This is a genomic window from Variovorax sp. 01N429 (assembly GCF_056399425.1).
Map to the genome: position 1 here is coordinate 32,373 of NZ_JBFTRG010000014.1, position 21,630 is coordinate 54,002.

At 66.4% G+C, this 21,630-nt stretch carries 21 protein-coding genes; 8 read left to right on the forward strand and 13 right to left on the reverse strand.

The features are described from left to right. Positions 1-28 precede the first annotated feature (28 nt). Positions 29-1,135: an SGNH/GDSL hydrolase family protein gene (locus tag AC1DSF_RS22290; RefSeq protein WP_478183449.1), complete on the forward strand. Its 1,107-nt coding sequence runs from the start codon at positions 29-31 to the stop codon at positions 1,133-1,135. A gap of 27 nt (positions 1,136-1,162) precedes the next feature. Here AC1DSF_RS22290 and AC1DSF_RS22295 read toward each other — a convergent pair whose 3' ends face one another. The 5 genes from AC1DSF_RS22295 to AC1DSF_RS22315 all read right to left on the reverse strand — a co-directional run bounded on the left by AC1DSF_RS22295 (position 1,163) and on the right by AC1DSF_RS22315 (position 5,755). Next, positions 1,163-1,375, reverse strand: coding sequence for a hypothetical protein (locus AC1DSF_RS22295; RefSeq protein ID WP_478127835.1), 213 nt, complete (start codon positions 1,373-1,375; stop codon positions 1,163-1,165). A 40-nt stretch (positions 1,376-1,415) separates the two neighbouring features. Then, positions 1,416-3,065 carry a GMC family oxidoreductase gene (locus tag AC1DSF_RS22300; protein ID WP_478183450.1) on the reverse strand — a complete coding sequence of 550 codons (1,650 nt, stop codon included), beginning with the start codon at positions 3,063-3,065 and terminating at the stop codon, positions 1,416-1,418. Further along, positions 3,055-3,699, reverse strand: coding sequence for a gluconate 2-dehydrogenase subunit 3 family protein (locus tag AC1DSF_RS22305; RefSeq protein WP_478183451.1), 645 nt, complete (start codon positions 3,697-3,699; stop codon positions 3,055-3,057). Before AC1DSF_RS22305 ends, AC1DSF_RS22300 begins: the two co-directional genes overlap by 11 nt. Beyond that, positions 3,692-4,495, reverse strand: coding sequence for a hypothetical protein (locus AC1DSF_RS22310; protein ID WP_478183452.1), 804 nt, complete (start codon positions 4,493-4,495; stop codon positions 3,692-3,694). The genes AC1DSF_RS22305 and AC1DSF_RS22310 overlap by 8 nt, the downstream gene beginning before the upstream one ends. 84 nt (positions 4,496-4,579) lie before the next feature. Further along, positions 4,580-5,755 (reverse strand): alpha-hydroxy acid oxidase, encoded by a 1,176-nt coding sequence (locus tag AC1DSF_RS22315; protein WP_478183453.1) that lies wholly within the window; start codon positions 5,753-5,755, stop codon positions 4,580-4,582. 254 nt (positions 5,756-6,009) lie between these two features. On the opposite strand from AC1DSF_RS22315, the gene AC1DSF_RS22320 reads away from it, so the two are divergent. After that, complete coding sequence (locus AC1DSF_RS22320) at positions 6,010-7,053, forward strand: SDR family oxidoreductase (RefSeq protein ID WP_478146208.1); 1,044 nt, start codon at positions 6,010-6,012, stop codon at positions 7,051-7,053. Positions 7,054-7,075: 22 nt separating this feature from the next. On the opposite strand, the gene AC1DSF_RS22325 is transcribed toward AC1DSF_RS22320, so the two are convergent. The 3 genes from AC1DSF_RS22325 to AC1DSF_RS22335 form a co-directional block, all read right to left on the reverse strand. Further along, positions 7,076-7,858, reverse strand: a complete 783-nt coding sequence (locus AC1DSF_RS22325) for an SPW repeat domain-containing protein (RefSeq protein ID WP_478183454.1) — start codon at positions 7,856-7,858, stop codon at positions 7,076-7,078. Positions 7,859-7,921: 63 nt separating this feature from the next. After that, complete coding sequence (locus tag AC1DSF_RS22330; protein ID WP_478183455.1) at positions 7,922-8,326, reverse strand: hypothetical protein; 405 nt, start codon at positions 8,324-8,326, stop codon at positions 7,922-7,924. 79 nt (positions 8,327-8,405) lie between these two features. Then, complete coding sequence (locus tag AC1DSF_RS22335) at positions 8,406-8,615, reverse strand: hypothetical protein (protein ID WP_478183456.1); 210 nt, start codon at positions 8,613-8,615, stop codon at positions 8,406-8,408. 341 nt (positions 8,616-8,956) lie between these two features. On the opposite strand from AC1DSF_RS22335, the gene AC1DSF_RS22340 reads away from it, so the two are divergent. The 6 genes from AC1DSF_RS22340 (at position 8,957) to AC1DSF_RS22365 (ending at position 15,462) form a co-directional block, all read left to right on the forward strand. Beyond that, positions 8,957-9,844 (forward strand): helix-turn-helix domain-containing protein, encoded by an 888-nt coding sequence (locus tag AC1DSF_RS22340; protein ID WP_478183457.1) that lies wholly within the window; start codon positions 8,957-8,959, stop codon positions 9,842-9,844. 62 nt (positions 9,845-9,906) lie between these two features. Next, a complete protein-coding gene (locus tag AC1DSF_RS22345) occupies positions 9,907-10,965 on the forward strand; it encodes an ABC transporter substrate-binding protein (protein WP_478183458.1) in 1,059 nt (352 codons plus the stop codon). A 44-nt stretch (positions 10,966-11,009) separates the two neighbouring features. Then, the gene (locus tag AC1DSF_RS22350) at positions 11,010-11,831 is read left to right on the forward strand and encodes an ATP-binding cassette domain-containing protein (RefSeq protein WP_478127824.1); all 822 of its coding nucleotides are present in this window, start codon (positions 11,010-11,012) and stop codon (positions 11,829-11,831) included. Beyond that, a complete protein-coding gene (locus AC1DSF_RS22355; protein ID WP_478183459.1) occupies positions 11,828-13,087 on the forward strand; it encodes a sugar ABC transporter permease in 1,260 nt (419 codons plus the stop codon). Before AC1DSF_RS22350 ends, AC1DSF_RS22355 begins: the two co-directional genes overlap by 4 nt. A 21-nt stretch (positions 13,088-13,108) precedes the next feature. Next, the gene (locus AC1DSF_RS22360) at positions 13,109-13,837 is read left to right on the forward strand and encodes an SDR family oxidoreductase (RefSeq protein WP_478183460.1); all 729 of its coding nucleotides are present in this window, start codon (positions 13,109-13,111) and stop codon (positions 13,835-13,837) included. Next, positions 13,837-15,462, forward strand: coding sequence for an FGGY-family carbohydrate kinase (locus AC1DSF_RS22365; protein WP_478183461.1), 1,626 nt, complete (start codon positions 13,837-13,839; stop codon positions 15,460-15,462). The genes AC1DSF_RS22360 and AC1DSF_RS22365 overlap by 1 nt, the downstream gene beginning before the upstream one ends. A gap of 22 nt (positions 15,463-15,484) precedes the next feature. Here AC1DSF_RS22365 and AC1DSF_RS22370 read toward each other — a convergent pair whose 3' ends face one another. Genes AC1DSF_RS22370 through AC1DSF_RS22390 form a run of 5 tightly spaced genes read right to left on the reverse strand, consistent with a single transcriptional unit; the run spans position 15,485 to position 21,629 of the window. Continuing rightward, complete coding sequence (locus tag AC1DSF_RS22370) at positions 15,485-16,915, reverse strand: amidohydrolase family protein (RefSeq protein ID WP_478183462.1); 1,431 nt, start codon at positions 16,913-16,915, stop codon at positions 15,485-15,487. 1 nt (position 16,916) lies between these two features. Next, positions 16,917-18,020, reverse strand: coding sequence for a BMP family ABC transporter substrate-binding protein (locus AC1DSF_RS22375; protein ID WP_478146217.1), 1,104 nt, complete (start codon positions 18,018-18,020; stop codon positions 16,917-16,919). Between the two features lie 42 nt (positions 18,021-18,062). Further along, a complete protein-coding gene (locus tag AC1DSF_RS22380; RefSeq protein WP_478183463.1) occupies positions 18,063-18,995 on the reverse strand; it encodes an ABC transporter permease in 933 nt (310 codons plus the stop codon). Continuing rightward, positions 18,980-20,071, reverse strand: a complete 1,092-nt coding sequence (locus tag AC1DSF_RS22385; protein WP_478183464.1) for an ABC transporter permease — start codon at positions 20,069-20,071, stop codon at positions 18,980-18,982. The genes AC1DSF_RS22380 and AC1DSF_RS22385 overlap by 16 nt, the downstream gene beginning before the upstream one ends. After that, the gene (locus AC1DSF_RS22390; protein WP_478127816.1) at positions 20,061-21,629 is read right to left on the reverse strand and encodes an ABC transporter ATP-binding protein; all 1,569 of its coding nucleotides are present in this window, start codon (positions 21,627-21,629) and stop codon (positions 20,061-20,063) included. The genes AC1DSF_RS22385 and AC1DSF_RS22390 overlap by 11 nt, the downstream gene beginning before the upstream one ends. Position 21,630 lies beyond the last annotated feature (1 nt).

Genomic DNA, 21,630 nt, shown 5'->3' on the forward strand with positions numbered 1-21,630 from the left:
CGGCCGGGGGTTGATAGGATCCGCACCTGTGACGCTTCAAGGACTCGCTCGCTTCGCCATCATTGCTCTCGTGCTTGCGGCGGCTTTGGCCTTCGCAGTGATCGCGCTCTGGGGCGACGGCGCTCCGCCAGGGACCACCCGCTCGTCGGCCCCGCCCAAGGCCATCCCGCTGGCCGTGCTCGGTGATTCCAACAGCCACTCCTATCAAGATCGCGTTTCCTTTCCGCTCGGCAGCAGCGAACGCGGTGGCGCACAGCGCGCCCAGACTTTCCAGTGGACCGAGGTGCTGGCGCGGCTGCGCGGCAACGAAATCGACCTTGGCCCCTGGGTGCGCTGGGGACGGCCATGGCCGATTGCCTGGGCCCGCGAAACCATCGGGCTCTTGCCGTCGCGCTCACCCATCAAGGAGGACTATCTCTACAACTTCGCCTACTCGGGCGCCGCCTGCCGGCACTTGATGGGGGAGCGCCGCGGACAGCCTTTTCGCCAGGCGCCGCGACTGGTGGCGCTCATGGACAAGAGTCCCGAGCAATGGCGCCGCGGCGTGGTCGTCATCAACATGGGTGCCAACGACTGGTATCCGACGCTGGACCTGCAGGCGAGTGATCCGTCGGCACCTCAACTGCGCAGCGTGATCGACTACTGCGCTCAGCAGATTCGAGAAGCCATCGATCTGATCCATGCATCGCATCCGTCCACCCGCATCCTGCTGACGGGATGGGGCAACGAAGCTGACGACCCCGAGAACTTCGGCAAGTACAGGGACGCCACCTCCATGGCCAACATCCGAAAGGCTCTTGCAGGTGCCAACGCCGAGCTTCGCAAGATCGCCGAGTCCGATCCGCGGCGGATCGCCTACGTCGACTATGACGCGTGGTTCATGCAGCGATGGGGACAAAGAGGCCCTGACGGCGAGCCTGACTACAAGACGGTGCAGATGGGCCCCAAGCTGCGCGTCACCAACACTGCCGGAGACACGCTCGACAACGCCCTGGTGGACGACCACCACGGAGGTACCGCATTCAACGCCATGTGGGCCCAGGCCATCGTGCAGTCGTTGCGCGAGAGCTTTGGGATCCCGCTGACGCCGATCAGCGATGAGGAATTGGTCCGCTTCGTCAACGCTGAACCCTGAACTCTGAAGGGACTCGCTGTCGGCGGGTCAACGCTCGTCCTTGGGCGTCAGCTGCCCCGCCGCACCGCCTGCCGTCGAGTTGCCGGCGCGCCCGGTGGACGCGCCTTCGTGCACTGTTCCGACGGTGGTCGGCTCTTCGCGCTTTGCCTGTGACGCGGGGTTCACCCTGAAAGGCTCGCCCACCGTCCCCGCACGCTTGCGAGTCTGCCGCTCTGTCTTCGTGTCCGTCTTTCGTGTCATCTTGAACTCCTTTCTCGTTGAATAGGCCGGCAGCAGCTGACTACAGTTCGCCGCGCAGGGCCATGGCCTTGACGCGATCGGCGGTGCGACATGCGATCGCCTGGATGGTCAGCGACGGATTGACGCCGCCCACCGTCGGAAATACGGAGCCATCGCAAATCCACAGGTTGCGGATGTCCCAGCATCGGCAATCGGCATCGACGACGCTGTGCGCGGCATCGGCGCCCATGCGCGCAGTGCCGTTCAGATGGCAGGTGTCGTTCTCCTGGCGCCACAGTTCGGTCGCGCCGCTCGCCTGCAGACTCAGCGACATGAAATCCAGCGCGTGCGCAATCATGGCGCGGTCGTTGGCGCCATAGGAGAAACGCACGCGCGGGATGCGAAGGCCCAGGGCGTCGCGCTCGTCCGCCAACATCACGCAATTGCGCTCGTCGGGCAGCACCTCGCCCACCATCTTCAGCCCGACGCTGTGGTTTGCCCGGTTCATTTCGTCGACCAGGGCCTGCCCCCAGAGGTGGCGCCCGCCCGAGAGTGTCTGGGCCCACGTCACCGGCAGCGGGCCCTGGCTCATGTAGCAGTAGCCGCCGAAGAAATCCTTGCCCTCGTCGACGTAGTTCCAGTGCTCCGTCAGCGCGAGACTGGGTGGTGCCTTGTACGAGCGGATCTCCTGTTTCATTTGTCCCCATACAGCCTGGTTCAGTTGCACCATCAGGTTTTTGCCGACGAGCCCGGAGCTGTTCGCAAGGCCATCGGGAAAGCTGCTGTTGGCAGAGTTCAGGAGCAGCCGCGGCGTCTCGATGGCGTAGCCGGCGACCACCACGTTGCGCGCACGCTGAAAGCGCCATCGCCCTTCACGGTGGTAGAGCACGCCGGTGGCTCTTGCGCCGTCGTCCACCTCGACGCGGCCGACCATCGCGAGGTCACGGATTTCCGCTCCGGCCGCGAGTGCGCGCGGCAACCACGTGACGAGCACCGACTGCTTTGCATTGGTGGAGCACCCCGAGACGCAGAAGCCGCGGTAGACGCACGGATGCGCCTTGCCGCGCGGCGCCGACAAGGTCGCCAGCGGTGTCTCGCTCCAGCGGATGCCAAGCGCCTCGGCGCCGCGCGCCAGTACCTCTGCCGCGGCATTCAGGGGATGCGCGCGATAGGGGTATCGCGGACGCGGCGGTCCCCACGGATAAGTCAACGGACCCGAGATGCAAAGTGCGCGCTCGACCTGCGTGTAGTAGCGCCACATCTCTCGCCAGTCGAGCGGCCAGTCCACGCCATAGCCGAGTGTGGAGTGGGCGCGAAACCATTCGGGTCGAAATCGAAGGGACACCATCGCGAAATGCACGGTGCTGCCGCCGACCGAGCGGCCCGAGTTGTTGGTGCCCAGCATGAGTGGGTTGTCGCCTTCGACGATGCGCTCGTCGTTCCAGAAGAGCTCGGCTTGGTGGTGCTCGTCCGACGCGAAGTCCTCCAGTGGCCGCCACCACGGACCCGCGTCGAACCCGACAACGGAGAAGCCCTCTTCCGCGAGGCGGCACGCCAGCGTGCCTCCACCGGCGCCGGTCCCGACGATCGCAAAATCGACGGGCTCGTCGTCTCTGTATTCGCGCATCGGTACCCAACCGCCCGGTGTGAAGACGTCAGGCGCGCGGCCGTCTCGTGCGCGCGGCCTCGTGTCTTCGCCGTCACCCCACATGGCGATTGCGCCATTGCACCGGAATGAGCTTGCCGTCGCCCTCCTCGGCCGCTTCCCACGGATCGCGGCCATCAGCCCGCAGGCGCACATAGCCGCGCGGTGATGCAGGTCCGCCGAAGCCCATCGCGCTCCAGGCGGACGGATGCGCGTAGTACGCGGACACGATGTCGGGCAGCAAGCGCCACGCAAAGAAGTCGGCCGGCGGAATGTCGCGCCAAGCATCGGCTTTGACCTCACCGCGCTCGACGCAAGCCAGAAGGGCGGTTGCCTCTTGCGGATCGAGGAAAGCAAAGTGACGCGCATGGCGCGCCAGTGCCTCAGTATCCAGTGCGTCGAGACCCAGGCGCCACGCTTCATCGCGCACCGGCAGCGAGGCGGGACGGAAGCCAGTGCCGCGCTTCGCCTCCAGCTCGGCGACCAGGATGGCCGCCGTGTCGATGCGCGGGCGCCGCGCCGGCTGCGGAACAACGCAATCGACCAACCTGCGCAGCGTGTCGCGTTGCCGCTCATTCAAGGCGCTTGTGCCTATGGGCTGCGCAATGCGATGCTCGATCACGCGGCGAGTAGCGTCGTTCCAACTGGGCGAGTCGCGCTTCGAAAGCACGTCATAGCCGGGAAAGCGTTCTTCACTCATGGCGGACCTCCCGCATCAACAACAGCACCCCGAGTGCCGCGATGGCAAGGCCGGTGAAGGCCGGCGGCGCCGGCAAGGGCGGCCCGGCCAGGAGGTTCTGGCGCCAGTTGCGCCAGCCGCCCATCCGTCGGGAGATGCCGAAGGCGTGCAGGCCGGCCCCAGCGAGTCCCAACGATGCGGTGGTGGCCATCAAGGCAGTCGTCGTTCGATGCGGCGCGCCTTGCGAAAGATCGCGCACCAGCGACGCCGCGGCCACCGGCGGCACTGCAATCGGAAGCCACATCGCGGGATTGTGGAACGCACCCCGGAAATGCAGCAGCGCGGCTTCGCCCACGGTGCCCAGAAGACCGACGGCCGAGATCCAACCGGTGGCGCGCACCAGCGACGTGCTGCGGGCCAAGCGGTCACCGGCCTCGCCGAACGCACCTGCGAGCACCAGCGCGGCGGGCGCACCGGCCGGGGCGCCGTAGAACAAATTGTTCCAGCGCGACTGGTGCGGCCGGTGCAGGATGTTCCACGCGTGGAAGCCCAGGCCGGCGAACCCTACCGCAGCGACTGCACGATGCAGGATGCGAGGGAGCTTGCTTCGAGCGCGCACTTGCCCAAGAGCGTTCCATGCCACGGAGGCGCTCGATGCGAGCAAAGGCAGCACCATCGCGGGATTGCGAAAAGAGCCGCGATAGTGCTCCATGGCGCTGTCGAGAAGAACAGAAACGCCAAGCATCAGCGCTCCGGCCCGAACAAATCTGCGGGCGCGATCCGCGTGCGCGGCATTGCCATGGGCCTGCGTTGCCATGTCTCATCGTCGGCCCGACGACGTCGGATGGGGTCGGAGGCAAGACCTGCATCGTGCAAGACGTGGACGACATTCCGAAGTTCGTCAGTCTTGTCCTAGCGTTTTGTCTGTGTGTGTCCATGGAAGGTCCTTCGCGCGCACGAGCAATTCAGGGCCGAGCTCGTCGATGCTGGCAACGCCGATCTGGCCCAGCGCATTCATCATTTCGCTGCGGAGAATCTCGAGCGCGCGAGCCGCGCCGTCGGCGCCACCCGCGCAGAGTCCATACAGCGGCGCGCGCCCTGCGAGCACCGCATCGGCTCCCAATGCGAGCGCCTTGAGGATGTCCGTGCCGCGCCGAATGCCGCCGGACATGAAGAGCAGGACGCGGCGCCCGACGATGCCCCGCGCGGCCGGCAGCACGTCGAGCGCGGACACTGCCCAGTCGAGCTGCCGGCCGCCGTGGGTGCCGAGCATGATGCCATCCACGCCGCTGTCGCACGCGCGCCGCACGTCGTCGGGATGCAAGACTCCCTTGATGAAGAATGGCTTGCGCCACCTGGACCGTATCCTCGCGACGGTGTCCCAGGTCAACGAGAGCGACATCTGGTCGCGGATCCAGAACGCGCTCTGAAAAAAGCCGCGCTGACTCTTCGGGATGAAATCGACCACGTTCGCGAACACGGGCATGCCGTGCGTGAGCAGCGTGGAGGCGAGCCAGTGCGGATGCATCGCGGCGTCGAAGACCGAAATGGCCGACGGCCGCGAGCGCGACACCCGCGTGCGCGCATCCCACTCCCGGTTGCCATAGATCTGCGCGTTGGTCGTGAGCACGAGCGCTTCACAGCCGCAGTCCTCCGCGCGCTTCAGCAACTCCTGCCAGACTTCTTCGCCGCCGAACACGTAGAGCTGCCACCAGTGCCGCAACCCGGGAACCCTGGCGACCTCGGCCATGTTGTCGTTGGACATGGTGCTCTGGATGAACGGAACGCCCGCGCGTGCTGCGCCTTCGGCCAGCGCGACGTCGGCGCCATGCACGAAGAGGCCGTTCAGGCCGGTGGGCGCGATGAACAGCGGCATCGCGGGCGGCCGACCCGCAATGTCGCGCTCGACACTGCGGTGCGCCACGTCGACGAGGGTTCGCGGCATGAAGCGCCATTCGGCAAACGCCTCGAGTTCGCGCTGCAGAGTGGCCTCATCCTCAGCGCCGCTTTCCAGGTACTCCAGCACGAAGCGTGGCATCCGCCGGTGCGTGCGTGCGCGCAAATCGTTGATGGTCAACGCTCTCTCCAGATCTGGCCCGCTGTAGTAGCTGCGGCCAGGCGCTGGGCACCGCGGGGCGGGATCGGATGGACGTTCTGGCATCGTCGTGGGGGTCACTCGCGGTCACCCGCTCATGCGATGAAGCGATCTTCCGTCGCCGGCTCGGGACGGCCGCGTAGGCCTGAGAGAACCGCCATGGTGGCGTCTTGTCCGACGCATCCCGTGGCGGGGTTCGGCCATAGGGGCGTACTTCGGAGGCGTTTGATGGACCGATGCCAGAACTCGCGCACTCTCATCACACCGCTTCGACGGGCGGCGAGCCCAAGGAGCGTCGACGCGTGGTCGTCGTCACCGGTGCTTCGGCCGGCGTCGGTCGCGCCATCGCGAAAGAGTTCGCCGGCCATGGCTGGCGCGTCGCGTTGCTGGCCCGAGGGCACGATGGACTGGAAGGGGCGCAGCGGGATGTGCAGCGGCTCGGCGGGGAAGCGCTTGTCATCCCCACGGATGTCGCCCGCGAGCAAGAGGTCGAGGCTGCCGCCGCACAGGTGGAAGCCACCTGGGGCTGCATCGACGTCTGGGTGAACGACGCCATGGCGACGATCTTCTCGGACGTGCTGCGCATCGCGCCGGAGGACTTCAGGCGCGCCACCGAGGTCACCTACCTCGGCGCAGTGTGGGGAACACTGGCCGCGCTGCGCCGGATGAAGCCGGCCCGTCGCGGATGCATCGTGCAGGTGGGTTCGGCCCTCGCGTATCGCTCAATACCGCTGCAGGCGCCCTACTGCGGCGCCAAGGCGGCGCTGCGCGGCTTCACCGATTCATTGCGCTGCGAACTGGCGCACGACGGCAGCAGCGTTCATGTGACGATGGTGCACCTCTCGGCTTTCAACACGCCGCAGTTCGAGTGGGGTCGCACGACCATGGACCGACGCCCCCGCCCCATGGGGAAAATCTTTCAGCCCGAGATCGCCGCGCGCGCCGTGTATTGGTCGGCCACGCACCGCAGGCGCGAGCTGTGGGTGGGCTGGCCGGCCGTGCAGGCGATTCTCGGAACACGCCTGATGCCGGGCCTGGCCGATCGGCTGCTGGGCCACTCCGCGGTGGATGGACAGCACACCGACGAACCCTTGCCATCCGGACGGCTCGACAATCTCTACGCCCCGGTGCCCGGCGACCACGGAGCGCACGGGCGCTTCGACGCGCAGGCTGTGCCGACGAGCGCGCAGCTGTGGCTCTCGACGCACCGAGGCTCGATGGCGCTCGCCGCTATCGCATTGGTGGCGTTCTCGGGCGCGGCGCTCGCTTGGGTGCATTGAACGCGGTCTCGACTCACCGGACTCACCACCGCAGCGCCGCGTTCCAGCGCCCGTACTGGTGCCGTACCGGGCCGCGAGGCAAGGCGAGGCCGATCAGTGCGGCGCCTGCAACCATCACTGCGACCGCGCCCGTCGGCGTCGCGCCTTCCAGGACCCACGGAGCGATGAGCAACCAGGCGCCGAACAATCCGTTGGCAAGCCGCATCGGTCGCACCACTTCGGCGAAGGCGCAAACCGAAACCGTGAAAACCAGCGAGCCCACCAGGTGATCGCTGTCGGCCATCGCCCCTGTATGGCCGAGGGACAGCCGCGTGAACATCAGCCAGATGCCAATCGACGCCGAAACAAGGAGCGCCAGCGGCAACGCCATGGCCTGTTCGTGCAATGCGCGCCAGCGGCCCTTGTTCATTTCGAGCGGCGGGGAGTCATCGGTGCTGCCGCCTTGGACCACCCCGCCATGCCAGAAGACCGGCCACAGCCCCACGGCGCAGGTTCCCCATTGGGCCCAGCGCTGGCGAAACCAGAGCGACAGGCTGCCGAAGACGATCATCGCAACGCCGCTGGCCATGTCGCTCCACGCCATCCACTGCAGGCGCTCGGCGATCGGCTGCAGCCCCCGCGACCGAGTCACCTCCGCAACGCGTACCGGAAGCTCGCCGACCTGCGGCATGCCGAAGGTCACGGGTGACGTGAGCAGCCAGATCCCGAGCAGGACCACGCCGAAATGGACCCAGAGCAATTGTTGATGTTGCGCGCGCATGCCCTCCATGTGGTGCTGCATTTCGCTTTGGTGTGCCGCATCCATGGCGCATCCTTTCAGCGGCAGTGAAGAGCCAGCCGGTCACCGGGGCCGATCAGCTGCACGCTGTCATTGCCGCGCGGGGTCCTGCTTGCAAGGTGCGGCGGAGCCAGCGCAGTTGTCTCCGGGCGATCGCGCCGATGGAGCCGATGGAGCCTGGCGAGGCTTGCTGCCGTTGCGGTTGCCTTTGCCATTCGAACTGCCGTCGCTTGCGCCGGCATCGGCAGGCGGCTTCTCCACCATGCCTGGATCGACGTCGCGAGGCGCGGGCGCAGGCTGGGTCATCTGTGGATCCGTCCTGGCAGGCGGCTTGACGATCATGTGCGGGTCGGTCTGGGAAGGCGGCGCCTGTTCGCGGGCCGGCTGAGCGTGAACGGCCGCAGGCCATGGCGCGGCGAGGCTCAATGCCGAAACCGCGAATCCGGCCGCCGATCCGAACCGGGCAGCGCGGACCGACAACAACTTGGGCAGCATCCTGTTGTCCCTGCGAAGCCTCACTCGTTCATCGTCGGTGTCTCTGTGGGCTGCGGATGAACGTTCGTGTAGGCATTCTTCACCGGCGGTCGTCCTTGACGACGAGCAACTGGCGCGTCAGGCTCGATCGGCTCGCGCGGCCGCAGTCTTCTCCGACGGGATCGTCATCTTCGTCTTCGTCGACCGGGGAAGCCGGGGTCGCTGGATCGTCTTCGATGCGAGCATCCAAAGCTCTGAATTGAAGGCTCGGTGCGTCCTCGAAGTCAGGCTGGGGTATGGCAATCGACATGATGAGCACTCCTTCCAACTGTGCATGCAGACAAGATACGTTGGCGGGATTGCACGCGCTGTAGGAAGCCGCGCGCGGCACAGAGTCACAGAATGGCGCTTGGACGCGTCGATTGGTCCTACGGATGCATCCGCGGCTTGACCGCCTTCGATACCCGAAGCGCCCCTGCGCGGGCCGGAAAGAGCAAAAAAATATCGGTCGACATGGGGAAATGCAGTTGCGGCCCGGGTGGCGACGCTCCTACCATGCGTCCAAAGGTGCGCGAAACCAAGCGAAACCAACCTCGAGACAACGGGTGCCAAGCCAACGATGGCTGGGTGCCCGGCGAAGGAGAGATGCCGATGAAGCCGGACCTGGAAGTTGTTCAGATAGGACGAGCGCAATCCTTCAAGGCTTGGGAGCACGGCTATCCGTTCCGGACCGTTCGGTGGCACTTCCACCCCGAGTGCGAACTGCACCATGTCGTCGCCACGACCGGCCGTTATTTCGTGGGCGATTTCATCGGCGAGTTCGCGCCGGGCAACCTGGTGCTCACCGGGCCCAATCTCCCGCACAACTGGGTCAGCGACGTGCCTTCAGGCGCCTTCGTGCCTCTTCGTGGGCGCGTCCTTCAGTTTGGTGAGCAGTTCATCCGCGATGCCGCCACGCTGCTGCCCGAACTCACGGCATTTCTTCCGGTGCTCGAAATGAGTCGGCGTGGCGTCCTGTTCACGCCGGAGACAGCCGCTTTGGTGGGGCCGATGATCAAGGAACTCATCGGTGCGACCGATATTCGCCGCATCGAACTCTTCGTGTGCATCCTGGGCACGCTGACCCGTGCGCAGGGAAGCAGCCGCGCGCTGACCAGCAGCGCGTACCTGCCCGATCCATCGGGCTTCATGGCCACCGGAATCAACGAGGCGCTCGAATACATCCGCGATCACCTGACCGAATCCTTCGGCGAGAAGGAGTTGGCTGCGATCTCGCGGCTCACCCCCAGCGCGTTCTCGCGCAGCTTCCGCCGCCACACAGGGATGGCGCTCAGCCGCTACGTGAATCGGCTCCGCATCAATCTCGCCACGCAGCTGCTCATGAGCGGCGAATCGGCCTCGGTTGCGGACATCTGTTTTGCCGCGGGCTTCAAGAACATCTCGAACTTCAACCGGCAGTTCCTCCGTGAAAAGGGCATTCCGCCTTCTCGCTTCAGGGCCTTGCTTGCGGAGAACTCGGTCGTCGCGAAGGCCGCCTGATCGATTCGCAAACCCCACGGCATTTTTCAATGTGCCGAGATCGCAAAAAAAGGAGACAGTCCATGACCCAGCTATCCAACCCCATCGCGGCAGCAAGCTTGCTCGCATTCGGCCTCCTGGCCTCTACAGCCACCTCCGCGGCGCCGTCGGGCACGGTGGCGTTCCTGATGCCCGACCAGGCATCGACGCGCTATGAACAACACGACTATCCGGGCTTCAAGGCAGAAATGAGCAAGCTGTGTCCGGAGTGCAAGGTCCTCTATCAGAACGCAAATGGCGATGTCGCGCAGCAGCAGCAACAGTTCAACTCGGCCTTGTCTCAGGGCGCGAAGGTCATCGTGCTCGACCCGGTGGATTCCACGTCCGCGGCCTCGCTGGTCAAGCTCGCGCAGAGCAAGGGCGTGAAGGTCATCGCATACGACCGCCCCGTGCCTTCGACGCCGGCCGACTACTACGTCTCCTTCGACAACGAAGGCATCGGCAAGGACATCGCGCAGTCGCTCGTCAAGCATCTGAAGGACAACAAGGTGCCCACGGACAAAGGCGGCCTCCTCGAAGTCAACGGCTCGCCCACCGACGCTGCCGCGGGGCTGATCAAGAAGGGCATCCACGCTGGATTGCAAGGCAGCGGCTACAAGACGCTGGCCGAGTTCGACACGCCGGAATGGGCGCCCCCCAAGGCCCAGCAGTGGGTCAGCGGACAGATCACCCGCTTCCCGTCGCAGATCGTGGGCGTGGTGGCAGCCAACGACGGCACGGGCGGCGGTGCCATCGCGGCCTTCAAGGCAGCCGGCGTGAATCCGGTGCCGCCGGTCACGGGCAACGACGCGACCACTGCGGCTCTTCAGTTGATCATCGCCGGTGACCAATACAACACCATCTCCAAGCCGAGCGAGATCGTGGCGGCTGCTGCCGCGAAGGTGGCCGTCGGGTTCCTTTCGGGCCAGCAAGCGGCGTCGGAGGTGAAGCTCTACGACACGCCGTCGCAATTGTTCAAGCCTGCGGTCGTGACGGCGGAGAACCTCAAGGCGGAGATCATCGACAAGAAGATCGCCACCGCGAAGGAACTGTGCACCGGCCGCTATGCGCAAGGTTGCAAGAAGCTTGGGATTGCCGACTGAGTTTGGGACTTTGTGACGTCGGATATGGAGCAGGTTCCCAAGCAATGACTGATGCCAAGCGTCCCCGAAGCTCCCCAGGTGAACTGGTACTGAGCCTTCGCAACATCTCCAAGCGGTTCGGGGCGGTCTCCGCGCTGACGGACATCGACCTCGACGTACACGCCGGCGAAGTGGTCGCCCTGGTGGGCGACAACGGTGCGGGCAAGTCGACGCTCGTCAAGGTGCTGGCCGGCGTGCACCAGCCCACGGCTGGGACGATCACGTTCGGCGGCCGCGAGGTCACGCTGAACGATCCTGCCGCGGCACTCGACCTGGGCATCGCGACGGTGTTCCAGGACCTGGCGCTGTGCGAGAACCTCGACGTCGTGGCGAACATCTACCTGGGACGCGAACTCCAGCCGTTTCGCCTCGACGAGGTGGCGATGGAGGTCAAGGCCTGGACGTTGCTGAACGAACTCTCTGCCCGCATCCCGGATGTGCGCGACGTGGTCGCATCGCTTTCCGGTGGCCAACGCCAGACGGTCGCCATTGCGCGCTCTCTCTTGCTCGATCCTCAGTTGATCATGCTCGACGAGCCCACCGCCGCCCTCGGTGTCGCCCAGACCGCTGAAGTCCTGAACCTGATCGAGCGGGTGCGCGACCGGGGCCATGCGGTGATCATGATCAGCCACAACATGGAGGACGTTCGCGCCGTCGCGGATCGCATCGTCGTGCTGCGGCTGGGCCGCAACAACGGCGTCTTCTATCCCGACTCTTCCAACCAGGAGTTGGTGGCGGCCATCACCGGAGCGACGGAGAACTCGGTCTCGCGCCGTGCATCGCGCCGGCTGGAGCAGCCGCACGTGCAGAGCCAGGAGGCACCATGAGCACGAAAGAACAGGCCGCTGCACCGCCGCCCAAATTGCTCGACCGCAGCGACGTGCGGGTGAAGCACGCCGAAGGCTTCGCGGGCCAGGTCTCGGCGCTGATCGAGCGCATCCGCTCGGGGGATCTCGGATCTCTGCCGGTCATCGTCGGGCTGATCCTCATCTGTGCTGTCTTCACCACCCTGAACCCGGTCTTCGTGTCCGCGGACAACCTCGTCAACCTGCTGTTCGATTGCTCGACGACGGGGGTGATCGCGCTGGGTATCGTCTGCGTGCTGATGGTCGGGCAGATCGACCTTTCCGTTGGCTCAATGAGCGGCTTCGCCTCGGCACTCGTCGGCGTGCTTTGGGTCAACCTGGAGTGGCCGCTGGCTGCGGCCATCGTCTGCGCGCTGGCCGTCGGAGGGCTCATCGGCGCGCTCTATGCGCTGCTGTTCAACCGGCTGGGCATGCCGAGCTTCGTCGCCACGCTGGCCGGCCTGCTCGCCATCCTGGGCTTGCAGCTCTATCTGCTCGGCAACAGCGGTTCCATCAACCTGCCGTATGGCTCAGCGATCGTCGACTTCGGCCAACTCGTCGTGATCCCGGCCGTCGTCTCGCATGTGCTGGCGCTGTTGCCTGGCGTGATGATGTTGTGGATGGGCTTGCGCACGCGCGCGCGCCGGCAGGCCGCGAACCTTTCCGCGTCTTCGGTGAGCAGCCTGGCGGTACGCGCTATCGCCATCACCGTTCTGCTCGAGGCGGTCGTCGCCTACCTGAACCAGGGACGGGGCGTTCCGTTGATGTTCGGCCTCTTCGTCGCTCTCGCGGTGGCAATGGACTATGCGCTGCGACGCACTCGCTGGGGACGATCTATGACTGCGGTCGGCGGCAACCGCGAGGCTGCGCGAAGGGCCGGCATCAATGTACGCATGATCTTCACCAGCGCGTTCGTGCTGTGCGCCACTCTGGCAGCGCTCGGCGGTGTGCTGAGCGCCGCCCGCCTGGCCTCGGCAAGCCAGCAGGCAGGCACTGGCGACGTCAACCTCAACGCGATTGCCGCTGCCGTCATCGGCGGCACCAGCCTCTTCGGTGGCCGCGGCAGCGCCTATTCGGCCGTGCTCGGCATCATCGTGATCCAGTCGATTGCAAGCGGCCTGACCTTGCTCAACCTGTCGTCGTCGCTGCGATACATGATCACCGGCGCTGTGCTGGCGATCGCCGTCATCGTCGACTCGCTGGCGCGGCAGTCGCGTCTGTTGCACGGCAGGTCCTGACCCACTCCGGAGACTCGCACCATGACGGAATCCCTGAAGGGCCGCGTCGCGGCCATTACCGGCGCGGCGTCGGGCATCGGCCTCGAATGCGCGCGCGCGCTGATCGAAGCCGGAGCCAAGGTCGTGCTGATCGACCGCGACGGCGACAAGCTGGCGCAGGCATGCGCGCAACTCGGCCCCGATGCGTTGGCGCTGCAGGTCGACCTGCTCCAGCCGCAGGAGAACTCGTCATTGCTGCCCCGGATCATCGCGCTCGCGGGCGGCCTTCACATCTTTCACGCCAATGCGGGCGCGTATGTCGGCGGCGATGTGGTCGAAGGCAATCCCGACGAGTGGGACCGGGTCATCAACCTGAATGTCAGTGCGGCGTTCCGTTCGGTGCATGCGGTGCTTCCGCACCTGGTCGCGCAAGGATCGGGCGACATCGTTTTCACCAGTTCGATCGCCGGCATCGTCCCCGTGGCGTGGGAGCCGATCTACACGGCATCCAAGTTCGCGGTGCAGGCCTTCGTCCACACGACTCGCCGGCAGCTTGCCAAGCACGGCGTGCGCGTCGGTGCGGTGGCCCCGGGGCCGGTCGTGACCGCTTTGCTCGACGATTGGCCCAAGGCCAAGATGGATGAAGCGCTCGCCGCCGGCAGCCTGATGCAGCCGAAGGAAGTGGCCGATTGCGTTGTCTTCATGCTGACGAGGCCGCGCAACGTGACCGTTCGCGACATCGTCATTCTTCCGAACAGCGTGGATCTCTGATGGCCTCGACGACGACTGCGATGCAACGCGACCACGTCATCGGCGTCGACGTGGGCACCGGCAGCGCGCGCGCCGGTGTGTTCGACAGCGTGGGGCACATGATCGCTTCGGCCCAGCGCGACATCCACCTGTTCCATGCGCCGGGTTCCATCGTCGAACAGTCGAGCAACGAAATCTGGAACGCCGTGTGTGCATCGGTGCGCGAGGCGCTCGCAGTTTCGGGAATCGCGCCTGACCGGGTGGCCGGGGTCGGCTTCGACGCGACCTGCTCGCTGGTCGTCGTCGGCGAAGGCGGCCGGCCACTGCCGGTGGGGCCCAGTGAAGACCCCGAGCGCAACATCATCGTATGGATGGACCACCGCGCAGTGAAGCAGGCGGAGCGGATCAATGCCGGCGGCCATGACGTGCTGAAGTATGTCGGCGGGCGGATTTCACCCGAGATGGAAACGCCGAAGCTGCTGTGGTTGCTGGAGAACAAGCCCGAAGTCTTTGCCGACGCATCGCACTTCCTGGATCTCACGGATTTCCTCACGTGGCGGGCCACAGGCGACCTCGCCCGCTCCACCTGCACTGTGACTTGCAAGTGGACTTACCTCGCACACGAGGACCGCTGGGACCCGGGCTATTTCCGCTCGATCGGCCTGGGCGTGCTGGCGGATGAAGGCTTCGAACGCATCGGGCGCCACATCGTCGCGCCAGGGACTTCGCTCGGGAGCGGACTGACGCCGGTCGCTGCGGCCGAACTGGGCCTGCGCGCGGGAACGGCCGTTGCCGCCGGCGTCATCGATGCGCATGCCGGCGGTATCGGCACGGTCGGCGTCGGCGGCGATCCCTTCGCTTCCTTGGCGTATGTCTTTGGCACGTCGTCCTGCACGATGACCAGCACCCGCGAGCCGGTCTTCGTGCCCGGCGTGTGGGGGCCCTATTTCTCGGCCATGGTGCCGCAGACGTGGCTCAACGAGGGCGGGCAGTCGGTCGCGGGCGCCGCCATCGAGCAACTGTTGTCGATGCATCCGCTGGCCCCCGAAGCGCGGCGCGAGGCTGAGGCTGCGGGGCAATCCTTGCCGACGCTGTTGGCGGGGCTCGCCGCGCAACATTCTCGCAGCCTGTCAGAGGTGGTCGGCCTCGCAGCCGGTCTGCACGTGGTGCCGGAGTTTCTCGGCAATCGCGCGCCGCTCGCGAATCCGCATGCGAGAGCCGTCATTGCCGGCCTTGGCATGGAGCGCGACATCGACAGCCTGGTCGCGCTCTACATCGCCGGCATCTGCGGCATCGCCTACGGACTGCGCCAGATCATCGAAGCCCAGGCCGCCGCCGGTGCGCCCGTCGAGCGCGTGATGATCAGCGGCGGCGCGGGCCGGCTCGATCTGGTGCGGCAATTGCTCGCCGACGCCACCGGCAAGCCCGTGATCGCCATCGAGGCGGAAGAGCCGGTCCTGCTCGGCGCTTCCATGCTGGGCAGCGTGGCGGGTGGCTTGTTCGGCGATATCGAGAGTGCGATGGCCGGCATGTCGAGGATCGGCAGGGTCTTCGAGCCTGAGCGCGGGACCATTGCCGAGACCCATCAGGCGCGTTTCAGCGCCTTCGAACAACTGCAGCGACTCGCCAGCAGCTTGCACGGATGAGGATGCGTCAGCCCACCATTGCCTATCCGAACGATTCGACCATAGCGCGCACTTCCTGCCGCGCCTGCGCTTGCAACTGCGCCAAGTCCAGCCCGGGAATGGCATCGTCCTCCGCGATCACATCGCCGGCGCACAGCAGCCAGCGCAAGCGCGGTCGGCCCCCGCTGACGATGGGGCCGATCGCGGGGTCGTGCAGTCCGAAGTAGCGAGGGTCGTCCAGGCTGTAGACGGCGAGGTCGGCCGCCTTGCCCACTTGCAGCGCGCCCACGCCTTCGAAGCCCAGCACGCGTGCGCCGCCGCTGCTCGCCCAGTGCACGAGCTGCTCCACCGTCACCGCGTCGGCGCCGGTTTCGCCCTCGCCTTCCGGATGCGGCTTCGCTTGCGCGCCAGCCTGCGCTCGGTGAACCAGCCACGCGAAGTGCAGCTCGCTGATCATGTCGGCCGCCTCGTTGGATGCAGCCCCATCCACGCCGATGGACACCGGCGAACCGAGCCGAGCCAATGCGGGAGCGGGTGCGATGCCATCGGCCAGGCGCGCGTTGCTCTGCGGGCAGTGCGCGATGCCGGTGCCGGTTTCGCCCAACAGCCGCATCTCGCCCGGCTGGAGGTGCACCAGGTGCGCAAGCCATACGTCCGGTCCCAGCCATTCGTTCTCGGCGAGATATTCAATGGGCAGGCATCCGTGCACTTCGCGGCAGTATTCGTAGTACGCCACCGATTCGGACATGTGACTATGCAGCGGAATGCCCATCGCGCGAGCGGCCCGTGCAGCCACCTTCAGCTCTTCCTTGCGCAGTGAGACATGCGCCGAGGTGGGCGCCATTGCCACACGCGTGCGTGCGCCCGGGCCGCTCTGGTGGTGGCGCGTGACGGTGCGCTCCACGGCGGTGAGCATCTGGTCGAGCGTCTCCGGTTGCTGGTGCAGGCGTTCGCTGTCTTCGAGCTTGCGCGTGACGGTGCTGCCGCCGCGCAGCAGCATGAAGCGCAGCCCCAGGGCATCGGCTTCCTCGAACAGCAGCGCCGCCGCATCGTGCTCGGCGCCGGGCTGGAACAGATAGTGATGGTCGGCCACCGTCGTGCAGCCGGAGCGCAGCAGTTCGACCAAGCCAATGCGCGCGGCGAGCCGCATGCGCTTCTCGTCGAAGCCGCGGCGCAGCGCGAAGGGCACGGCCTGCAGCCAGGGGCTGAGCGTCAGGTCGATACCCGCCGGCACGCCCTTGAGCAGCGACTGGAACAGATGGTGGTGCGTGTTGACCCACCCCGGGTAGATCACGCAGTCAGTGGCGTCGAGCACCCGTTCTCCATCTTCTGGCGCAAGGCCCCGGCCCATCTCCGCGATCAAGCCATTGGCAATGCGCAGGTCGGTCGCGCTGCTGCGCGCCGCGTCGCCGGGCATGCCTGTGAGCACGGCCTGCGCATGTCGAATCAGGACTCGCGATGTTGTCGTTGGCATGCTAGGGCTTTGGCAGCAGGCCTTCAACGCCGCGCACCAGGTAGTTCATGTTGGCGAGATCGGCTTCGGAGATGGTCTGGCCCGCGGGCACGCGCACCTTGCCGTCCTGGTCGATCACCGGGCCGGCGAAGGGCTGCAGCCGGCCTTGCGCGATGTCCTCACCCATCTTCGTCACCTGCGCACGCACGTCGGGGGGGATGGCCGGGTTGAGCGGCGCGAGCTTGATCATTCCTTCGCGCATGCCGCCTTGCACGTTGCCAGCCTTCCAGCGGCCGGCCAGCACGTCCTCGACCACGTTGATGTAGTAGCTGCCCCAGGTCTGCACCACTGAAGTCAGGTTGGTCTTCGGACCGAACTTCGAAACGTCGGAGTAATAGCCCAGCGTGTAGACGCCCTTCTCCTCGCCGGTCGTGACGATGGACACGCCGGATGTTGCGTAAGCCACGACGTCGACGCCCAGCTTGATGAGCGCATTCGCTGCATCGCGTTCCTTGCCCGGGTCGTACCACGCATTGACCCAGATCAGGCGCACCTGCGCATTCGGGTTGACGCTGCGCATGCCCTGGGTGAAGGCGTTCACGCCCTGCAGCACCTCGGGGATGGGGAAAGCGCCCACATAGCCTACCGAGCCGGACTTGCTCATGTGCCCGGCGATCACACCTTCAAGGTAGCGGCCTTCGTAGTAGCGCGCGTTGTACACGCCCACGTTGGCCGCGGTCTTGTAGCCGGTGCCGTTCATGAAGATCACCTTGGGGGCCGTGCGCGCCACCTTCAGTGTGGGCTCCATGAAGCCGAACGAGGGTGTGAAGATGAGCTGGCAGCCGTCCTGCACGAAGTTGCGGATCACTCGTTCAGCGTCCGGTCCCTCGGCGATGTTCTCGACGTATTTGGTCGTGATCTTGTCGCCCATCGCGGCGACCAGTTCCTTGCGGGCGAGCTCATGCTGATAGGTCCAGCCGCTTTCGCCGATGGGATTCGAATAGAGAAAGCACACACGCAGCGGCTCGGCCGCAGCTACCGAACCGCTGAGTGCGGCCAGGATCCCGGCGCCGAGTGCGACTCGGCCGAGAGCGCGGCGCAGCCGCGGCAACATGAAAGCGTTCATCGTCATCTCCGTTGGGTTGTGGAAAGCAAGCGAAAGAAGCGCTCAGCGCTCGGGCCGGTAGGGCTGTCCGAGAGAGGCTGGCGAGTTGAGCCGGATGGTGGCCGGGTTGCGCGAGATCAGTACCAGCACCGCGATCGTGGCCAGATACGGCAGGGCCGTGAGCCACTGCGCAGGCACCTCCAGCGACATTCCGGAACCCTGCACGAAAAGCTGCGACACCAGCACGCCGCCGAACAGATAGGCCCCCAGCATCACGCGCCAAGGCCGCCATGTGGCGAACACCACCAGCGCCAGCGCGATCCAGCCGCGGCCAGCCACGATGCCCTCGGCCCATAGGGGCGTGTAGAACACCGACAGAAACGCACCACCCAATCCCGCCATGGCGCCGCCGAAGGCGACCGCTGCATAGCGGATCGCGATCACCGGATAGCCCACCGCGTGCGCGGCCGAAGGCGATTCGCCGACCGCGCGCAGCACGAGCCCCGGACGGCTGCGGTCGAGGAACCAGGCCACGCCGGCCACCAGTGCCCATGACACGTAGACCAGTGCGGGCTGATTGAACAGCGCTGGCCCCACGAGCGGCAGATCGGCAAGGCCCGGGATGTGCAACGGCGGCACCGCGTTCAGCGGCGCCGATTCGTAAGGCTTGCCCAGGAAGGCCGACAGGCCCACGCCGAAGATGGCGAGCGCGAGCCCCGAAGCGACCTGGTTGGCCTGCATCGTCAGGCTCAGGTAGCCGAACATCAGCGACATGGCGCAACCCGCTGCCATTCCCACTGCCGCTGCGGTCCAGGGGCCGGACCCGCCGTGCGCCGCCGCGAAAGCCGCAACTGCGCCGACGGCCATCATGCCTTCGGCACCCAGGTTGAGCACGCCCGAGCGCTCGACGACGAGCTCGCCGACGGCCACGATGATGAGCGGCGTGCCCGCGACCAGCGTGGCCGCCACCACCGACGAGATCAGCGACGCATCCATACCCGCTCCTTCCATGCGCTGCGCTCCCAGCGCAGCCGATAGCCGATGAACAGCTCCGAAGCCAGGAGGAAGAACAGCAACATTCCCTGGAACACTTTCGAGATTGAAGAAGGCAGGTTCAACTGCTGCTGAGCCTGTTCTCCGCCCAGGAAGAGCAGCGCCATCAGCAGGCTCGCGAAGAAGATGCCTACCGGGTGCAGACGGCCAACGAAGGCGACGATGATCGCCGCGAAGCCGTAGCCGGCCGAGATCTGCGCCGTGAGCTGGCCCATGGGGCCGGCCACCTCGGTCATGCCGGCAACGCCCGCCAGGCCGCCGCCGATCAGCAGCCCCAGCCAGACGGCACGCCGAGCCGAGAAGCCCGCATAGCGCGCCGCATCGGCTGCCTGCCCGCCCACCTGCATCTGGAAGCCCTGGAAGCTGCGCTGCAAGAACACATAGCCGGCCGCAAGCATCACCAGCGCGAGCAGAAAGCCCGCGTGCAGGCGTGTGCCTTCGACGAGCACGGGCAGCAGGGCACTGTCCCCGAAGCTGCGCGTCTGCGGAAAGTTGTAGCCGTTCGGGTCCTTCCACGGCCCGTATACCAGCCATGAAGCCATCAGTTGCGCGACATAGACCAGCATCAGCGACGCCAGGATCTCGTTGGTGCCCCACCGATTGCGGAGCCATGCCGGAATGGCGGCCCACAGTGCGCCGCCCAGTGCGCCCGCCAGCACCATCGCCGGAAGCGCCCACGGTGCGGCATGGTCGCCGACTTGGAGGCCCACGCCGGTGGCGAACAACGCGCCCACAATGAACTGGCCCTCGGCGCCGATGTTCCAGACGCCGGCACGAAATCCCGCCGCCAGGCCCAGGCCGATCAGCATCAGCGGCGTTGCCTTGAGCAACAGTTCGCTCCAGCCGTACAAGTCACCCAGGGGCGCGAGAAAGTAGACGCGCAGGCCGTGAAGCGGGTTCTGCCCCAATGCTGCGAACAGCGCCAGGCCGCCCGCCAACGTGAGCAGTACCGCCAGCAGCGGTGAAAGCCAGCGCATGAGCCGCGAGGACTCGGGACGCACTTCTAATCTAGGCCACATGACGCACCTCCTCTTCCGAGCCGTTCGTGGCACACGCTGCTGCCGCGCCGCCTTCGGGCCACATGCCGCTCATCCACAGGCCGATGGTTTGCGCATCCGTTTGCTGGGTCGGAACGGCGGGCGAAAGACGGCCGTTGGCGATCACGGCGATGCGGTCGCACACCTCGAACAGCTCCTCCAGTTCCTCCGATACCACCAGCACTGCGGCACCCACGTCGCGCAGTGCCACGAGCTGCTGGCGGATGAAGGCCGCGGCGCCGACGTCCACGCCCCAGGTGGGCTGCGCGGCGACCAGCACCCGTGGCTGCTGCAGCAGTTCACGGCCGACGATGAACTTCTGCAGGTTGCCGCCCGAGAGCGAGTTGGCGGGCGCCTGCGCACCGGAGCACTTGACGTTGAAGCGATCGATGCAGCGCTGCGCGAACTCGCGTACCGCCTCGCGCCGGATCAGTCCATGGCGCAACAGGCCCTGCCGATGCGCCGTGAGCAGGAAGTTGTCGGCGAGGCTCATGCCCGGCACCGCGCCACGCCCCAGACGTTCCTCAGGCACGAAGCCCAGCCCGCGAGCCCGCCGCGCCGCGCTGCCCAGATGGCCCACGGGCTTTCCGACAAGGCACACCATGCATGACGAGCCAGTGGGCAACGGCGCTTCGCCGGAGATGGCGCGAAGCAACTCCTGCTGCCCGTTGCCCGAGACGCCCGCAATGCCGACGATCTCGCCCGCCTTCACATCCAGCGAGACTTCGTGCAGCGCGGTGCCGAAAGCGTGCGGCGCCGGCCGGCTGAGCCGCAGCGACAGGCGGACTTCGCCCACGGCAGTCGCTTGCCCGCGCTCGCAGCCGACGAGCTGCTTGCCGATCATCATCCTGGCCATCGAGGCCGGCGTCTCGCGCGAGGGCGTGCAGTGCCCCGTCACGCGGCCGCCGCGCAGCACCGTCGCGCTGTGGCAGAGCTCACGGACCTCATCGAGCTTGTGGCTGATGTAGAGGATGCTGCAGCCTTCGCCCGAAAGTTGACGCAGGGTCTCGAACAGCTTTCGCACCGCTTGCGGAGTCAACACCGAAGTGGGCTCGTCCATGATCAGGAGCCGCGGGTTCTGCAGCAGGCAGCGAACGATCTCCACCCGCTGGCGTTCACCGACAGACAACGTATGCACGAGGCGCCGCGGATCCACCGGCAAGCCGTAGCGGCGGCCGACGGCATCGATGCGCGTCGCCAGGTCGTGAAGGTCGGGCCGACCCGGCAAGGCCAGCGCAACGTTCTGTACGACCGTGAGCGTCTCGAAGAGCTGGAAGTGCTGGAACACCATCCCGATGCCCAGGCTGCGCGCACGGCTCGGGCTCGCCACCTGCACTTCATCGCCGCGCCACCGAATGCTGCCGGAAGTCGGCGCGGTGACGCCATAGATGATCTTCATCAACGTGGACTTGCCCGCGCCGTTCTCGCCGAGCACCGCGTGAATCTCGCCGGGCTGCACCGAAAGATCGATGCCGTCGTTGGCGACCACCGGCCCGTAGACCTTGCGGATGCCGCAAAGCTGCAATTGCGGCGCGGCCATC

Excerpts from the sequence above, each read along its gene's own strand:
- AC1DSF_RS22295 (WP_478127835.1), bottom strand. The coding sequence starts at position 1,375 with ATGACACGAAAGACGGACACGAAGACAGAGCGGCAGACTCGCAAGCGT.
- AC1DSF_RS22300 (WP_478183450.1), bottom strand. The coding sequence starts at position 3,065 with ATGTGGGGTGACGGCGAAGACACGAGGCCGCGCGCACGAGACGGCCGC.
- AC1DSF_RS22305 (WP_478183451.1), bottom strand. The coding sequence starts at position 3,699 with ATGAGTGAAGAACGCTTTCCCGGCTATGACGTGCTTTCGAAGCGCGAC.
- AC1DSF_RS22310 (WP_478183452.1), bottom strand. The coding sequence starts at position 4,495 with ATGGCAACGCAGGCCCATGGCAATGCCGCGCACGCGGATCGCGCCCGC.
- AC1DSF_RS22320 (WP_478146208.1), top strand. The coding sequence starts at position 6,010 with ATGCCAGAACTCGCGCACTCTCATCACACCGCTTCGACGGGCGGCGAG.
- AC1DSF_RS22325 (WP_478183454.1), bottom strand. The coding sequence starts at position 7,858 with ATGGATGCGGCACACCAAAGCGAAATGCAGCACCACATGGAGGGCATG.
- AC1DSF_RS22330 (WP_478183455.1), bottom strand. The coding sequence starts at position 8,326 with ATGCTGCCCAAGTTGTTGTCGGTCCGCGCTGCCCGGTTCGGATCGGCG.
- AC1DSF_RS22335 (WP_478183456.1), bottom strand. The coding sequence starts at position 8,615 with ATGTCGATTGCCATACCCCAGCCTGACTTCGAGGACGCACCGAGCCTT.
- AC1DSF_RS22340 (WP_478183457.1), top strand. The coding sequence starts at position 8,957 with ATGAAGCCGGACCTGGAAGTTGTTCAGATAGGACGAGCGCAATCCTTC.
- AC1DSF_RS22345 (WP_478183458.1), top strand. The coding sequence starts at position 9,907 with ATGACCCAGCTATCCAACCCCATCGCGGCAGCAAGCTTGCTCGCATTC.
- AC1DSF_RS22350 (WP_478127824.1), top strand. The coding sequence starts at position 11,010 with ATGACTGATGCCAAGCGTCCCCGAAGCTCCCCAGGTGAACTGGTACTG.
- AC1DSF_RS22355 (WP_478183459.1), top strand. The coding sequence starts at position 11,828 with ATGAGCACGAAAGAACAGGCCGCTGCACCGCCGCCCAAATTGCTCGAC.
- AC1DSF_RS22360 (WP_478183460.1), top strand. The coding sequence starts at position 13,109 with ATGACGGAATCCCTGAAGGGCCGCGTCGCGGCCATTACCGGCGCGGCG.
- AC1DSF_RS22365 (WP_478183461.1), top strand. The coding sequence starts at position 13,837 with ATGGCCTCGACGACGACTGCGATGCAACGCGACCACGTCATCGGCGTC.
- AC1DSF_RS22370 (WP_478183462.1), bottom strand. The coding sequence starts at position 16,915 with ATGCCAACGACAACATCGCGAGTCCTGATTCGACATGCGCAGGCCGTG.
- AC1DSF_RS22375 (WP_478146217.1), bottom strand. The coding sequence starts at position 18,020 with ATGAACGCTTTCATGTTGCCGCGGCTGCGCCGCGCTCTCGGCCGAGTC.
- AC1DSF_RS22380 (WP_478183463.1), bottom strand. The coding sequence starts at position 18,995 with ATGGATGCGTCGCTGATCTCGTCGGTGGTGGCGGCCACGCTGGTCGCG.
- AC1DSF_RS22385 (WP_478183464.1), bottom strand. The coding sequence starts at position 20,071 with ATGTGGCCTAGATTAGAAGTGCGTCCCGAGTCCTCGCGGCTCATGCGC.
- AC1DSF_RS22390 (WP_478127816.1), bottom strand. The coding sequence starts at position 21,629 with ATGGCCGCGCCGCAATTGCAGCTTTGCGGCATCCGCAAGGTCTACGGG.